Origin of the sequence: Kothea flammea (genome assembly GCF_052161645.1) — a bacterium.
GTDB lineage: Bacteria > Planctomycetota > Planctomycetia > Pirellulales > Pirellulaceae > Laterigemmans.
This window is the reverse complement of record NZ_CP197414.1, coordinates 721249-735086: the sequence shown is the minus strand read 5'-3', so window position 1 is coordinate 735086 and position 13838 is coordinate 721249. Positions and strand designations below refer to the sequence as shown.

The window sequence follows — 13838 nt, the reverse complement described above, 5'->3', positions numbered from 1 at the left end:
AATACGCTGACTTAAACGCCTGCGGGTCAAACAGCTAATAGCTAACAGCTAACCCGCGATCTAAAATGCCTGCGTTTCGCCCGTCAAACTACTGCGCTGCGGCCGCGATCACGGGAGCTTGCTGGTCGGCGAACGGCAGCGTCGTGGGGGCGACGCGCACCGGCGTGGTAATCCGCATCGGGGTGCTGGCTCCGATGTCAAAGGTGAATTCCAGAAAAGCGGCTCGCCATCCCTGTTCGGGAAGCTCGATCTCGCCGCGATAATTGCCCTCCGCATCAGCTTCCACGGGGCTTTGCTGATAAGCGCGTCCAATCGTATCGACGCGGAAGTCGCGAGTCTTTAAATTCGTCGCTTGCCACAACACCACTTGACTGGGCGTCTGATCAGCGCTGGCCACCATGGTTTGATCGTCAACGAACTCCCAAGTCACTTGAGGCCGTGGCAAATCATAAGCGATCGACTGAGTGAATGAGGCCAAAGTTTCCAGCGCGTTAGTGCCTCGCAAAGAATGCTCCGAGTTGGGCACGTAGCAGAGCTGTTTGTCACCTTCCAAAGCGGCAAAGTAAAACTGCGAAGAATCAGGCAGGAAAAATTGATCCCCCGTCGCATTGATGATGCACTTGGGCATCGTCAGCCGATCACGATAGGCAAACGGGTCTACTATTTGCAACAGCGCGCGTTGCTCTGGCTGGAAACGGCGGTGGGGGATTTGATGATAAACATAATCATTAATCGCGGGAGCCCAGAAACCATAGGCAGAGTAATGATGCTGCATGGAAACATTGACATTCAACACATCAATCACGATCGGCGCAATGGCCGCCACGCGTTTATCCATGGCACCGGTCAACCAAGTTGTCCAGCCTCGTTTCGAAGCTCCGGAAACAACAAAGTCCTTGATCGGAAACTCACCACCCTGCTCGCTGGCGAGAAACTCTTGGACCGCATCCATCGCCCGCACCGCCGACTTCGTCATCGGTAGCTGGGCCGGCCAGGTGTCGTCTCCCGTTTTTAAGTATTGATCCCAGGTGTAGCCAATCAAGTCATCCTCAACACGATTGACGCCGTCGCCATGAAAGATCAACGGCTGGTTGGGTACCATCTTCAGTTCGGCGATCACCACGCCGGCCGCTTGAGCAACCATCATCAATTCACCCGGTGCGCTGCCCGGAGCTTCGCGACCGTTAGCACCGCCGGTGATGAACAACATCGCCGTGTCGCTGGTGGCCGTATCAGGTTTGACGATCGTCAGCCAATGTTGCCAAGTGACCCGATTCACCTCATCGGCTTGACGCCAAGTTTGTGAGACGAAGTCGAGCACGGAGACGTCGCAGTTTGCTTGCCGCTGACGCGACTTGAGTTCCCAGCGATAGCTGTCATCAGGCTGCTGAACATATTTATCCAAAGCCGTCGGTGCGTCATTGACTTCGGTCGGCTGAATGGTGCCCAGCGTTTCTTCGGCTGCAACGCGTTGAGCCGAGCAAACTGCCGGCTCCCCCACCAGGGCAGTGCCGAAGGAAAACATCATGAACCCTAAAATTACCCGACGGACACGCATCGATGGCACCTGTATTTGAAAAGAGTGTTAAGAGCGAATTGTGGATCAGTTCAGAATGTAAGCGAACGTGAGTCGGTACGCAAAACAAATCCAGCTGTTTGCCCATTGTAGAACCGCTGTCCTCAGCTGTTTGCGGAAGCCGCAAGCGATTGGGGACAATCGCTCTACAATTACAATCGCTTTACAATTACAATCGCTCTACTTTGTATCGCTGCTATCCTCAGCCAACACGAAACCGAAACGTGTGAGGTACTCGGCTGTTTCGTTGGTGAAGTCGCCACCGCCGGGTTGAAAGCGAAATTTGTCGATCGACGGCGGCTCCACCAACGTGCTGTCATAAATCTCCAGCATGCTAATTAATCGCCCATCGGCGCGGCTCCAATATTCAATCCGCAGCGGAAGAGGTGCCGACAGACTGTCTTCGGGAACAGCGATCACCACGTGCTGGGGAACCAAATCGGGAAAAACACCACCCGCTTCGGCAGTTAACGTTTCGCGAACTTCAGTGCGTAACGAGCCTTTGATGATCAACATCGGCCGATCTTCGATGTGTCCCTTGGATAGCCCCAACTGAAATTGGGAACGAATCTGATCGAGGATCTCGGCCAAGCCACCGACCAAAAACCAAGCTGGCACATCATTTTCGCTGGAGCTCGGGGCAGCCAGATTCAGCGTGGTAGCTTGGTTGGCGTACAGCGGATAGGGGCTCGATTGACCAGTCGTGGCGAGCAGTTCGCGAAGTCGGCTGACGTCGACTCGTCGCACGCGGACTTCTCCAGCCAATTCCTCGCGAGTCCACGCTAAGCGTCCGTCGCAGGTCTGTTGCCAACGCCCTTTGCCGTCGGCGATCGGCACCTCCAGTTCCATCCGCATCCAGCCTTTGCCGCCGCCCGACTGAAGGTAGCGACCGACCTCGACCACGTGTTCGCCAGCCGCCCAGGCTCGCACCCGCAGTTTCGCCTCGAAGGCGGGGCCGAAGGCTAAGTATTCGAGCATCGAGCCGACCAACAAGCGGGCAGCCTGGTGGCTGCGGGCTGCCTGGTGGAATTGGGATGGCGGCTCGGAGCGTGATGGCGCACTTGCGTCCACTGCGTTAGCGGGCGGCTGTGCGACCGGATCGGTGGAGTTTGCCGAACGGAGGAGAAAAAAGCTTGGAAGAAAGATTACGGTCCCCAGGAGGGTCCAGCGAAGGCTCATTTTTGGCGAGAATATCGATAAAACAGGGATCATGAGGCGAGCCAGGTAGGGCGGATACCGGTGGTGTGGATTCTTGCTCATGCGCCGGTTGTGTCGGTTTTTCCAAAGATTTGCCTTTCAACTTGCCGATGGACACTTCGGCGATGTTGATTTCAGCCACGCTTGGAGCGGGGCGGATTCTAGGGACGTGCAGCCATTCGGTCTACGCCGAAATGGCCAAGTCCCGTCGCCACCGATCGAATTTTTTGCATCGGGCAAGCCAACGCACAGCTGCCATGATGGCTGCGACAATAGGGGGAACGGATGACAATGCGATTGACCTCAAAGCTGCTTTGTGTCGCGGCAACGGTCATGGCTACCGGATGCGCGCCGGTTCGCCACAACCTGCCGCCAGAACAACGAATGATGGAACCGGGCCCTGGAGTGGGTGGACCCGGACCTGGAGTTCTCGACGCGCCAGCCTACGCTCCCAATTTAATGGGTGGCGGAATGGGCATGGGAATGGACCCTGGGATGATGATGCCCTCGGCACCGCCCACAGTGCAAGTCACATTTGCCAGACCCGAATCAATGATGATTCGCTACAACGCGACTGGCTCCGGCCAGTTTGACAGTGAGCCGTTGGTGGCGCCCGCTCGCCTCAACTTCCCACAGGGCGGCTTGTTCCGTCTCAAGGTAACCGACGTTGTCGGACGTGAAGGCGTGGAACTGTATCCCACGCTGGAACTGGCTCTAGCCACTCCTCGCACGGGAGCCTACTTAGCTCACAATTCGATTCCGGTTCAGTTTACTGAAGAGGATTTCGATCAAGTGCTGACAGGCAACTTTGTCACCAAGGTGATCTACTTGCCCGATCCTGAATTTGCCGGGGCCGCTTTGGCGGGCATCGATACCTTGGTCAGCACGCGGTTAGAACCGGGCGTTGATCCAATCGAAGAGGCCGACCGACGGGGTTCGATTTTGGCGATCATTCGGATCGGTGACAAGGACATCGAAATGCTGGGAATGGGCGGCGAACCAGGCATGTTCGCTGGTGGCTACGGCATGGGTACGGGAACCGGCATGCCGGTTCCCTTTGCACCCTGCAGCGAAGTTTGTGGTGGCGGCAACATGCCGGGCATCGTGGGTGGTCCCGCCGGGGCTCCGCCAAACTTGCCAGGTATGATCTCCGGCATGACAGCGCCACAGTATGGGATGCCTCACAGCGGAACGCCGATCGGTCTTCCCGGACCTCCCCATATTCCCTTGGGAGCTCCAGCCGGTTTGCAAAAGCACGTGATGCGGAACCACACGCCGATGATGATGCCACGTCCTACCAAGGACATTCGGATTGGTGTTCGCCAGAGCCCTGGCTTCAGCTATCCGCAGCCCGCCAGCCGGGCGCACATCACCGAGCAGAACATCCACCCGGGTGTTCCCTACGGTCGTCCGCACCAAGAGAAGCTCAGCAATCCAGTGCACTAAGTCACTGGAGGCTCACGATTTCAGCATGACGGCGACCCGTCGTCGACAAGCTCTTTGGCGGTCGGGAACGAATCATAACGGATGAATTCGCTCCCGGCCGTTTTTTCCTGTACCGCCGCAGGCCAAACCATGTATCGACCTTTACGCTTCAACTCCCTGCTGGTCGCAGCCTTGCTGGCGACTTTTGCCGTGGGCGAAAACGTGGCTTGGAGTCAGTATACGGAAGGTCCCTTGCCACCCAATGCCGGCCATCAATTACTGCGTGCCGATCTGCCACCGGGTACGATTGGTAACATGGCGCGGCACCGCGGTGGCCCCTTGCAAGGCTATTACCAGCCGGTGCGGATCGTACCTCCGGAAGGTGCCGAAGTCGCTTTGGCTACTAACTTGGGATCGTTCGCACCACTTGGTGAAACGCAACAAGCCGGGTTGCTGGTGGGGGCGGTGTATCGTCTGCAAGTCAGCCGAATCCCCAACAACCCCGGCCTGGAGCTATACCCGACGGTGGAAATCATCGGTCGGCTGTATCCGCCCCCCGGACAAGAAACTCGCTTTCCCATCCCGGTGCATCTCGACCAAAACGACTTGCTCAACGCGGCCGCCGGTCGTTTAGTGACTCGCGTGATCTACCTCGAAGATCCGCAGACCGCGTTACCACTGGCCGATCAACCGAGCAGCCAACGGACGCTCGATATTCGTCCCCAAATGGATCCTATGCTCGAAGCCGACCGGCTGGGCAGACCGATCGCGATCCTTCGCATCGGCTCGCGAATTCCGCCCACCGACCCGGGTCAACTTCAAGCCTTCCTGCTCGGTGGTCCGCACTGGATTGCGACCGCCGTTCCGCAGGCAACCGCTAACCTTGCTCCCCTCAGTCGAGCCGCCCAATGACGCCGAGCCGCCCAAATACAATGCACCCTCAAAGACTTACCGCAGGCTGCCGGCTGGCTCAGCGGTTCGCGTCCCGACGCGTGCTGGAGTGCCGACCAATCGAGCGGGCGGCACACCTGTTGGGCTTGCTGATCGTGGCAGCCCCGCTGCTGGCAGGTTGCGCGATGCCGGGACAAACAAGCCAAAACCAAGCACCCCACGGGGCAACACCGCTGCGATCACAACCGCAGTCACAACCACTGGCCACTCAGCAGCAGCCCGTTCCGGGTCAAGCGGGTGCGGTCCAACAAGTTGCCTACCACGGCGGGACGACCCAGGCCAATGGCTATCAGGGGCATCAGCAGGGACATTATCAGGGGCACACGAATTGCGATCCCTGCAACACGCCTCCGTACAGCCAACAACCGCAACCATGCACCGCAGGTTGTTGTGGCACGGCGGCACCGGTCTATCCAACCATGCCACCGATGTCGCATTTCGGTCTCGATCCCCAAGAGTTTCTCTGTGACGGCGGGGACCAACGACCACACGCGGTTTACACGAAACAAGACAACTTGATCGGCGTTAATTTGGAAGACACCGTGGCCAAGTATGAAACGCCAGACGGTAACATTCAAATCACGCCCAGCAACCGGGTCTGTGTCTACGCGCCCCGCTTTGCCTCAGTGCGACGCATCAACGGCGCTGTGACGGGCGAACTGGCCACCGGTCCGGTCGCTTACGAACGGGCAACCAGTCCCAACGATGTGCTTTCGGAACAACCAAACCGCGGCTTGATGGCCCCGGTTGGTCCCGAGCTGAATGCATTGGCCAAGGGCCCCGACGGGTTGCGAGCTCGTGACCTTGGCGTGCCGATCGACATGGTGCAAGGCCCCATCATGACGGGCGAAATTTTGGCCGCGCTGGTAAACCTCTCGGTAATCAACACCGGAGTGCTTCGCGATGCCGACAAACCTTGGTTGGCCAAAGGAGCTGACGCGGCTGTCGTCTGGTCCGACGGCATATCGCCGGTGGTGATGGTCGACAACATCCGCGCCGCGGAAGCGACGCGTGACGTTGCTGCCCAAGGACTGACGACCTACGATCTGCCCAACGGTCGCCTGCGAGTGATCAAAGTTGCCGATCGCAACGCCGCGGAAGTTGGCGAGCTTATCACGTTTGTGCTACGAGTCGACAACGTTGGCGAAGGTCCGCTCGACCAAGTCGAGCTGACTGACAACTTGACCACTCGCCTGGAGTACGTGGAAGATAGTCAAACGTCCTCCAAAGGTGCCGTCTTTTCAACGGCTCCCAACGAGGGCGGTTCGCTGCGGCTGACTTGGAAATTCACCGACGATTTTGAGGTCGGCGAAGGAGCCATCATCCGCTTCCGCTGCCGAGTCCGGTAAGCTGTTAGCGATTAGCGGTCAGCCTTCATGACAGCCGATGCAGTTGTGAGCGAGCTTGACCTTGACATCGGTTGCTAACCACTTTTCCGCCCGATCGGCATAGTTCGTGTCGGGCAGCTCAGCCTTGATCGCTTCGAGTTGCTTGCGCGATAAATCGGTTTCGCCAAGTCGCCGGTAAACATCAGCCAAACCCATTCGCAATTCACCACGCGAATGCTCGCTCAACTGATCCAGGACTTTTTCTTGGCGACTGTAGATAAACTCGAAGTCCGCCTTGGCCTTCACCAACAAGGGCTTCGCCATAAACTCTGGCGCGCCGGCTGAGGCGGGCATGAGCACGGCAGCTCGCGGAATGCGGACCGCGATGTCTTCGGGCTTTAATTCAACCGCTTTATCCATGTCTTGCAAGCCTGACGACCACAGCTGCATCCCCTTGACCATGTCCTGCTTTGAAAACGCTTGACCGGCCAAGAAAACACGCCCCGCTCCTCGCCAAACCAACGCCTCGGCATGCTTTGGGTCTTTTGCGATCGCCACATCACAAGCTTCCAAACCACGCTTCATAGCCGCTTCATCGCCATTGAATCCGCCAAAAATGTCTTCTCGAACCACCAAATCAAAGCGCTGCTCCTCGACGGTCGCCGCCTGATCAGGGGTTGCCCCCGCAGGCTCGTCCGCGTGCGTCGTGTGCTGAGCCTTCCAGAGCAACGTCCCCGCCGCGACCGACGCGCACAGGGTCAAGGTAGTTATACGTCGAAAAGAGCTCTTCATGGTTAAATCCTAAAGTGCCGGGATCCGAATTACCTGAAACCAATAAACTATCCAACAGCTGCTGAGCACCCCCATCATACTGAGCACACCAGCTTACCACGTTGCCCCCAATGCTAGTCAACATTCGGGTGACGCGAGAAGCCGAAATAACTCGCCAATTGGCTGATCGAAACGGCACCCTTGAATCCGATGCACAGGATGCTCTTGCTCCCCAGCCGCTTCATTCCCTAGACTCCCGCCCGAGTCATTTCCAAATAGTAGCTCTTGGGCGAGAGGCAAGGATGCATCCCAGCCACGTTAACTCCGTTTTCGTATTGACGCTGTTGGCAATTGCGGCCAACTGTGGATGCCGTAACACCGCGCCCGATAGCCGCATCCAAATGCAATCGAGCCCGCTGGCGGCAGATCGCCAGATCGATCCCGCACCGTCAGGTCTGCGAGGCTTGTTCCACTCACGCCGCACACCCCAACCCAGCCAAACCATGCCCGACCAAGGGCAAACTCGCTCTTCGGCCGTGGCCCAGCGAACCGCCGCGGAACCGACGGGCGGCACCCGCTTCTCGTTTAGCGACTCCCAGACAAACGACGCCCAGACGAACGATGCCCAGAGAAGTGACACCCAGCCCAACCAATTAGCAAGCCAGCCTGGTAAGAAAACAGCCCTCTCCGCCGAAGAAGAAGCCTTGCTACGGAAAGCGTTCGCTGACGCCAGTCCCGAAATTCGCGACCTGGCTGAGCGTCGCATGGCCAGCTTGAAGGCATCAAATCAAGGCGAAAGCAGTTTGCTCAGTGACCAAGAAGGCGAACGGCTCCCCACGCTCCCCGATTCACGCGTGACCGCGGCGAGCAACAATCAACTGCAAAACGGGCTGGCCGAGCGGAACGTACAACAAGCAAACGGCCAGCCACAAGCAGAGCCCGGCCAAGTGGAAAAGACCAGCGCCACGACAGCTCGACCCAACGCCCAAACGGAGCCGAGTGCGACCGCTGAGAGGAGCAACACCGACGCCAGCAATTTCGGTATGCCCGACCTTTCCGGTAAAGCCAATTCGCAAACCACCACGGCAACGACCACTCGGCCTGAAGTTGCTCAGCCAGCGACGCCCCAGTCTGAAGCTGCTCAGTCTGAAGCTGCTCAGGCCGCCGCCCAACCCGCCAGCACAACCGCTAGCACAACCGTCAGCACGTCCGCCGCAGACACCAGCCCAGCAGCAGTTGAGACCGCAACAGCCGACGGGGCAACCACTGACAACCCACCCGGCTCTTCGCTTACCGCCGTTGGCGACCCGCTGCGAAACGCTTCCGAAGCTGCCTTGATTGCCGAATTGCTGCGACGCACTCAAGAACGCATTGATGCCGCCCAGGAGACACCCAACCTGAGCGACATCTTCGCCCTCCGCAGCCTAATGCTGCTCGACGGACGCCCCGATGATGCCGTGAAAGAAGTCGCCGATTGGTCAGCAGCTGAACAGGACTTCCTCAATTATCAAATGTTGGCCTTCTGGCAGTTGCTCGATCCACAAGCCCATCCTGTCCGTCAACGACGTTGGGCGATGGCTTTGCCCCATCTCCGCGAAGCGACCAGTCACATGGCTGCGGCCACCGACGCGCTCGAAGTTCGCTCTTTGTCGTTTTGCGAAGAGGTCTATGGTTACGGTCAAACAAAACCGTTTCCCTCCAGCCGGTTCATCGCCGGCCAAGAAGTCATCCTGTACTGCGAGGTCGACAATTTCAACGCCGAACGCTTGAGCGACGGCTTCGAAACCCACATTCGCGGCAGCTATCAAATCCTCGATGCCACAGGGAAACGCGTGGCCGAGCAAGTGCTGGAAGACGACAAGCAAACTAGCGCAAACTATCGCCGCGATTATTATCTGCCCTACTTGCTGCCGATCCCCAAACAACTAACCGTCGGCGCGTACCGTCTCGAATTGACGCTCGAAGATGTCAAAGGCAGAAAGTACGGCAGCGCAAGCATTCCGGTGGAAATCATCGAAGCCCGCTAAAGAACCTATCCGAAAACCATTAGCCGCTTTGGCGCTAGCCGCGGTTCTTTTGGGTTTTCGGATCGGTTCCAAGCAAACTACCAAGCAGTTTGATCGGCCAACAACTTGCGGCACTCACGACGACCCTCACTCCAATTACCAGCCAAGCCCTGGGCGATGATGCCGCTCAGGTAATCATGCTCTCGCTGGGTGATGTCGCCAGCCGCCAAGGCTTCATCCAGCAACTTGCCAGCGGATTGCAATTGATCGGTGCGTTTCAATTCCAAAGCTTGATCGAGCGAAACGGTGAACCGATACGCGTGCGGTCCCACCTCCTCATAACCGCAACCGGCCAGCGGTAAGCAGCAGCACAGGCAGCCACCCAGCATCAGCATTCTCAACCAGCCTAGCTGCCTCTTACGGTTATAACGCACCTGCATTGTCTCCTTCCGAAATACTGCTGAAAGCGGCAAAAATTTGACGATCGACTTGCTCCGTCACAAAGCGTACGGAGCCGTCACCCAACAACACGTTTGCCCCCTGAGGATGCTCGGCTTGCATCTGTCCCACGTGCAAAGTGGGAAAGTTGGGCGGGTGGATAATCGGATTGCCAAACATGTCGGTTTCACCACCAGCCGGGCCGCTGTGCACTAACATTAACGTCGCTGCCGACTCGGCGCCATTCTCTGGACTAAAGACGCGAGGATGCACGATCGCCCCGGGAACGACGCCCACCCAAGTTTTGTCGCTCAGCCGCGAAGTGTGCTCGCCCAGCAAAATCGAATTGGAAAGACCATCGCTGATGTCAGCAAAGCGAATCGCCGAATTGCGAAAGAAAGGACCATCGGCAATCATCGCCACGTTGCCACCCACCGGACCATCTGGCCCCGAACAATCACCCCAACACTCCTCCTGACCATGGCTGGCCACGTAGTGACTTCGCCCCAGTTGAATGACTTGCCCACGCTTCAACAACGGATCGCCAGCCATGCCGACAACAATCATCGGCTCACGAGGACCACTCGAACTGGGACACAAAAAGCCCGCTAACGTGACTTCCCTGGCTAAGCGATTCACGTCGTCCCAGATCGGAAATCGCTGGTCAAAGCGAGCCGCCAAGTTTTGCTCCTCCATAAAGGGTAGCACAGCCGCCCCCCAGCCCCAGCCAGTCGGCCCATCCCAAGTCACCGGGTCATAATCCTCGGCCGGCAACTGATTGATCACGCCATACCGGTCAAATGATCGATAACCAGCCGGTAACCGCCCGAAAGCCGTCTCGTAGTTGTGCATCGCCAATCCCAACTGTTTGAGATTGTTAACGCAAGAAATCCGCCGCGCCGATTCCCGCGCCGATTGCACCGCTGGCAACAACAAACCAACCAACAACCCAATGATGGCGATCACCACCAACAGCTCGACTAGCGTAAAACCTCGCACCCCACTTTGCGCCCGACCACTCATCTTTGAACTCCCCAGGAAAATCAAGCAAGCCAAAAGTAGCACGTGCTACATATACCGCGGACAGAATTGTAGCCAAAGCTACATCGGCGTCAAGTGATTTCTACCGGGGGTCGTCCGCGCGGGGCCTCCGAGCAGGTAAACTGAACAGCGAAACGGAGCTGAACAGCAACCAAAAGAACCCCGCAGGTTACGAGCCAACAATCGCGTGAGAAAAAAAGCTGCCCCCACCAATCAACACGAGCGCACGCGTGCCGATCACGCCACCGAACTAGCCGAGGATTATGTCGAGGCCGTCGCCGAGATTATTGACCGCGAAGGGGTATGTCGGATCAAAAATTTGGCGGATCGTTTTCAAGTCAGCCACGTAACGGCCAGTCGCACAGTGGCTCGCCTGCAACGGGCCGGCTTGGCCTCGACGGCTCCCCACGCACCGGTGGAATTAACCAACCGGGGCCGCCAATTGGCTGCTGAAAGCAAACGGAAGCACGAGACGGTTTATCAATTCTTGATCGCCCTGGGGGTCAGCGAAGCAACGGCTGCCAGCGATACTGAGGGCATTGAACACCACGTCAGCTTGGAAACGTTAGGCTTAATGGAAAAATTCATCCAAGACCAGCAACCTTGAACCTCGCCGACAATCCGCAGCAACACTCCCTTCAGCAACCTGACCAGCAACATCGAGGAGCCTGAGCCATGTCGAGCGACTCGAGTATTGATTCCCTAGTCGAACACTATCTGCAGCGTCTGGAAACCGGAGAAGCCATCGACGAGGCGGCGCTTTGCCAGGCCCACCCGGACCACGCCGACGAACTGCTCAGTTTCATTCAGTTGCATCGGCAGGCCCAGTCGGCTTTTGGTTGGTCCGAGTCTGTCACGGAAAACGAGCAAAACCCGCTCTCGGCTGCATCCGCTCGACGAACCCCAGAGATCCCACCGACTGGTGATGCATCGCGGGACGGAGCAGGTCATTCGGCTTGGTCTTGGAATCGCATCGCCGAAGCCGAGTTCCCGTTGCGATTCGGCCCTTATGAACTGCAGGAGGAAATCAATCGGGGTGGCATGGGCGTGGTCTATCGCGCTGTGCACGCTCAGTTGCAACGCGTCGTGGCGCTGAAAGTGTTGCGAGCCGGCGACTTGGCAACGGCAGAAGAGGTCCAGCGTTTTCGCACCGAAGCGATCGCTTCTTCGGCACTTAGCCATCCCAACATTATCCCGATTTACGAAGCGGGTGAAGCGCACGGTCTATTCTATTTTACCATGGCCTATATTGACGGCGAGGATCTGGACGCGCGGTTAAAACGTCAACCAATGCCGCCTCTCGAGTTGGCAACCGTGTTGTTTAAAATCACCGCCGCAGTCGCCTGTGCCCATCGCCAACATGTCATTCACCGCGACATCAAACCTTCTAACATCTTATTGGATAAAGACAACGAGCCTTTCTTGGCTGACTTTGGCTTAGCCCATTTATTAGCGGCTGAAGATGGCTTAACCATGACTGGGCAAATCCTGGGCACGCCCTCCTACATGGCGCCTGAACAAGCCAGCGGTCGGGCTCGGGAATTAACGTCGGCAATTGATGTGTATGCATTGGGAGCAGTACTCTATGTCGGATTAACTCGTCAACCACCTTTCAGCGGTCCCACGCCATTTGACGTGATCTTGCAAGTCATCGATCGGCATCCTCCGCGACCGAGTCAACTGAACCGGAAAATCCCTCGAGATCTAGAAGCGATCTGTCTCAAAGCGATGGCTAAAGCGCCGGAGGACCGCTATCCCACGGCGGAGGCCATGGCCGAGGATTTAGGATGCTATCTGCGGGGAGAGCCGGTGCGAATCGACCGCCCCACCCTGCCCCAACAATTGAAAATGTGGTGGCGACGCGAGCCGGTGTTAGTCAGCCACCTGTGCGCCGTGCTGACGGTCACCATCATCATGATCATCGCGTACTTGCTGGGGCAAGGTAAAATCTCACCTGAGCGATTCATGCTTAAACTGAGCCTCATGTCCAGCTGGGGGCTGACTAGCATACTCATGCAATATCTGGCCAGGTTCAATCATCATCGTTACAAGGTGTACCTGGCGTGGGCAACCGCCGACGTGATGATCTACACGACCTTGCTGCTGCTCGCCGACTCGCCGCGTGGTTTATTATTGATCGGTTACCCGTTGATGATTGTTGCCAGTGGCCTATTTTATCGCGTGCGATTTGTCATCTTTACGACGACGGTATGCATCTTGGGTGTTGTCTTATTAGCGAAGCTTGTTGACGATCCACTCAATGACCGGCTTGATTTCTTGGGAATCTACATAGCCGCCCAGGTGGTGCTCAGCTTGTGCGTGGTCACAATGATCCGCCGCATCCGAGGTTTGATTCGTTTTTGTGGAGCCAGCGAATGAGTAAGAACAGCGACGTGGCGGTGGATTCCATTATGGACGAATTGCAAGCTTGTGGCTCGCCGGCCACGGTCGCCATCTACCGCAACCATGGCGCGCCGGAGAACATATATGGTTGCAAAGTGGCCGATTTGAAAAAAATCGCCAAGAAAATCAAAGGGAACCAGACGCTGGCGCTGGAGCTTTACGAGACCGGCAATTCCGACGCCATGTATTTAGCCGGCATTGTCGCCGATGGCCAACAGATGACTCGCCGCCAACTGCAGGCTTGGGCCAGAGATGCCAATTGGCACATGATCAGCGAATACACGGTGCCGGGCGTGACTTGCCAACACCCCCAAGCTTGGCAACAAGGATTACAGTGGATCGATGCCAAGCAACCGCATCAAGCTGCCTGCGGTTGGGCCACCCTGGCAGGCGTCGTTGCCACGCGACCTGATGCCGAACTTGAACTCGCTGCGATTGACGAATTACTAAACCGCGTCGGCACCTCGATCCACGCGGCCCCCAACCGGGTTCGCTATGCGATGAACAACTTTGTCATCGCCGTCGGTAGCTACGTCCCCCCCTTGCTAGCCGCCGCTCAACGGACCGCCAAGCAAATCGGCAAGGTCGACGTGGAGATGGGGAAAACGGCCTGCAAAGTACCACTAGCCAGCGCGACGATCGATAAGGTCGTCGCACTGGGCCGCGTGGGAAAGAAACGCAAAACAGCCAAGTGCTGATCCC

13 protein-coding genes are annotated in these 13838 nt (G+C 57.4%); 7 read left to right on the top strand and 6 right to left on the bottom strand.

From position 1 onward, the window contains the following. Nucleotides 1-88 precede the first annotated feature (88 nt). The 3 genes from SH139x_RS02505 to SH139x_RS02495 all read right to left on the bottom strand — a co-directional run bounded on the left by SH139x_RS02505 (nt 89) and on the right by SH139x_RS02495 (nt 2915). A complete protein-coding gene (locus SH139x_RS02505; protein ID WP_488353711.1) occupies nt 89-1558 on the bottom strand; it encodes a PhoPQ-activated pathogenicity-related family protein in 1470 nt (489 codons plus the stop codon). A gap of 198 nt (nt 1559-1756) precedes the next feature. After that, nucleotides 1757-2647, bottom strand: a complete 891-nt coding sequence (locus SH139x_RS02500; protein ID WP_488353710.1) for a hypothetical protein — start codon at nt 2645-2647, stop codon at nt 1757-1759. 4 nt (nt 2648-2651) lie between these two features. Then, complete coding sequence (locus SH139x_RS02495) at nt 2652-2915, bottom strand: hypothetical protein (protein WP_488353709.1); 264 nt, start codon at nt 2913-2915, stop codon at nt 2652-2654. 149 nt (nt 2916-3064) lie between these two features. Between SH139x_RS02495 and SH139x_RS02490 the strand changes: the two genes are divergently transcribed. The 3 genes from SH139x_RS02490 to SH139x_RS02480 all read left to right on the top strand — a co-directional run bounded on the left by SH139x_RS02490 (nt 3065) and on the right by SH139x_RS02480 (nt 6498). Further along, nucleotides 3065-4219 (top strand): hypothetical protein, encoded by a 1155-nt coding sequence (locus SH139x_RS02490; protein ID WP_488353708.1) that lies wholly within the window; start codon nt 3065-3067, stop codon nt 4217-4219. 129 nt (nt 4220-4348) lie between these two features. Continuing rightward, a complete protein-coding gene (locus SH139x_RS02485; protein ID WP_488353707.1) occupies nt 4349-5110 on the top strand; it encodes a hypothetical protein in 762 nt (253 codons plus the stop codon). Then, entirely contained in the window at nt 5107-6498 is a 1392-nt protein-coding gene (locus SH139x_RS02480) for a hypothetical protein (protein WP_488353706.1), read from the top strand. The genes SH139x_RS02485 and SH139x_RS02480 overlap by 4 nt, the downstream gene beginning before the upstream one ends. Before the next feature lie 18 nt (nt 6499-6516). Here the strand turns inward: SH139x_RS02480 and SH139x_RS02475 are convergent, their stop codons facing one another. Beyond that, on the bottom strand, nt 6517-7269 hold the full coding sequence (locus tag SH139x_RS02475) for a tetratricopeptide repeat protein (protein ID WP_488353705.1): 753 nt from the start codon (nt 7267-7269) through the stop codon (nt 6517-6519). Between the two features lie 281 nt (nt 7270-7550). Here SH139x_RS02475 and SH139x_RS02470 point away from each other — a divergent pair, with 281 nt between their 5' ends. Next, complete coding sequence (locus SH139x_RS02470) at nt 7551-9275, top strand: hypothetical protein (RefSeq protein ID WP_488353704.1); 1725 nt, start codon at nt 7551-7553, stop codon at nt 9273-9275. 77 nt (nt 9276-9352) lie between these two features. Here the strand turns inward: SH139x_RS02470 and SH139x_RS02465 are convergent, their stop codons facing one another. Both SH139x_RS02465 and SH139x_RS02460 read right to left on the bottom strand, forming a co-directional pair. Further along, nucleotides 9353-9688, bottom strand: a complete 336-nt coding sequence (locus SH139x_RS02465; protein ID WP_488353703.1) for a hypothetical protein — start codon at nt 9686-9688, stop codon at nt 9353-9355. Beyond that, nucleotides 9678-10715: a DUF1559 family PulG-like putative transporter gene (locus SH139x_RS02460; protein ID WP_488353702.1), complete on the bottom strand. Its 1038-nt coding sequence runs from the start codon at nt 10713-10715 to the stop codon at nt 9678-9680. Before SH139x_RS02460 ends, SH139x_RS02465 begins: the two co-directional genes overlap by 11 nt. Nucleotides 10716-10920: 205 nt before the next feature. Here SH139x_RS02460 and SH139x_RS02455 point away from each other — a divergent pair, with 205 nt between their 5' ends. From SH139x_RS02455 to SH139x_RS02445, 3 genes are all read left to right on the top strand, one after another. Continuing rightward, nucleotides 10921-11340: an iron dependent repressor, metal binding and dimerization domain protein gene (locus SH139x_RS02455; RefSeq protein ID WP_488353701.1), complete on the top strand. Its 420-nt coding sequence runs from the start codon at nt 10921-10923 to the stop codon at nt 11338-11340. A gap of 68 nt (nt 11341-11408) precedes the next feature. Next, complete coding sequence (locus SH139x_RS02450) at nt 11409-13112, top strand: serine/threonine-protein kinase (protein ID WP_488353700.1); 1704 nt, start codon at nt 11409-11411, stop codon at nt 13110-13112. Continuing rightward, on the top strand, nt 13109-13834 hold the full coding sequence (locus tag SH139x_RS02445) for a DNA alkylation repair protein (RefSeq protein WP_488353699.1): 726 nt from the start codon (nt 13109-13111) through the stop codon (nt 13832-13834). Before SH139x_RS02450 ends, SH139x_RS02445 begins: the two co-directional genes overlap by 4 nt. The last annotated feature ends 4 nt before the right edge of the window (nt 13835-13838 follow it).

Coding starts and splice junctions, on each gene's coding strand:
- SH139x_RS02480 (WP_488353706.1), top strand. CDS start 5,107: ATGACGCCGAGCCGCCCAAATACAATGCACCCTCAAAGACTTACCGCA.
- SH139x_RS02450 (WP_488353700.1), top strand. CDS start 11,409: ATGTCGAGCGACTCGAGTATTGATTCCCTAGTCGAACACTATCTGCAG.
- SH139x_RS02505 (WP_488353711.1), bottom strand. CDS start 1,558: ATGCGTGTCCGTCGGGTAATTTTAGGGTTCATGATGTTTTCCTTCGGC.
- SH139x_RS02460 (WP_488353702.1), bottom strand. CDS start 10,715: ATGAGTGGTCGGGCGCAAAGTGGGGTGCGAGGTTTTACGCTAGTCGAG.
- SH139x_RS02470 (WP_488353704.1), top strand. CDS start 7,551: ATGCATCCCAGCCACGTTAACTCCGTTTTCGTATTGACGCTGTTGGCA.
- SH139x_RS02445 (WP_488353699.1), top strand. CDS start 13,109: ATGAGTAAGAACAGCGACGTGGCGGTGGATTCCATTATGGACGAATTG.
- SH139x_RS02490 (WP_488353708.1), top strand. CDS start 3,065: ATGCGATTGACCTCAAAGCTGCTTTGTGTCGCGGCAACGGTCATGGCT.
- SH139x_RS02475 (WP_488353705.1), bottom strand. CDS start 7,269: ATGAAGAGCTCTTTTCGACGTATAACTACCTTGACCCTGTGCGCGTCG.
- SH139x_RS02485 (WP_488353707.1), top strand. CDS start 4,349: ATGTATCGACCTTTACGCTTCAACTCCCTGCTGGTCGCAGCCTTGCTG.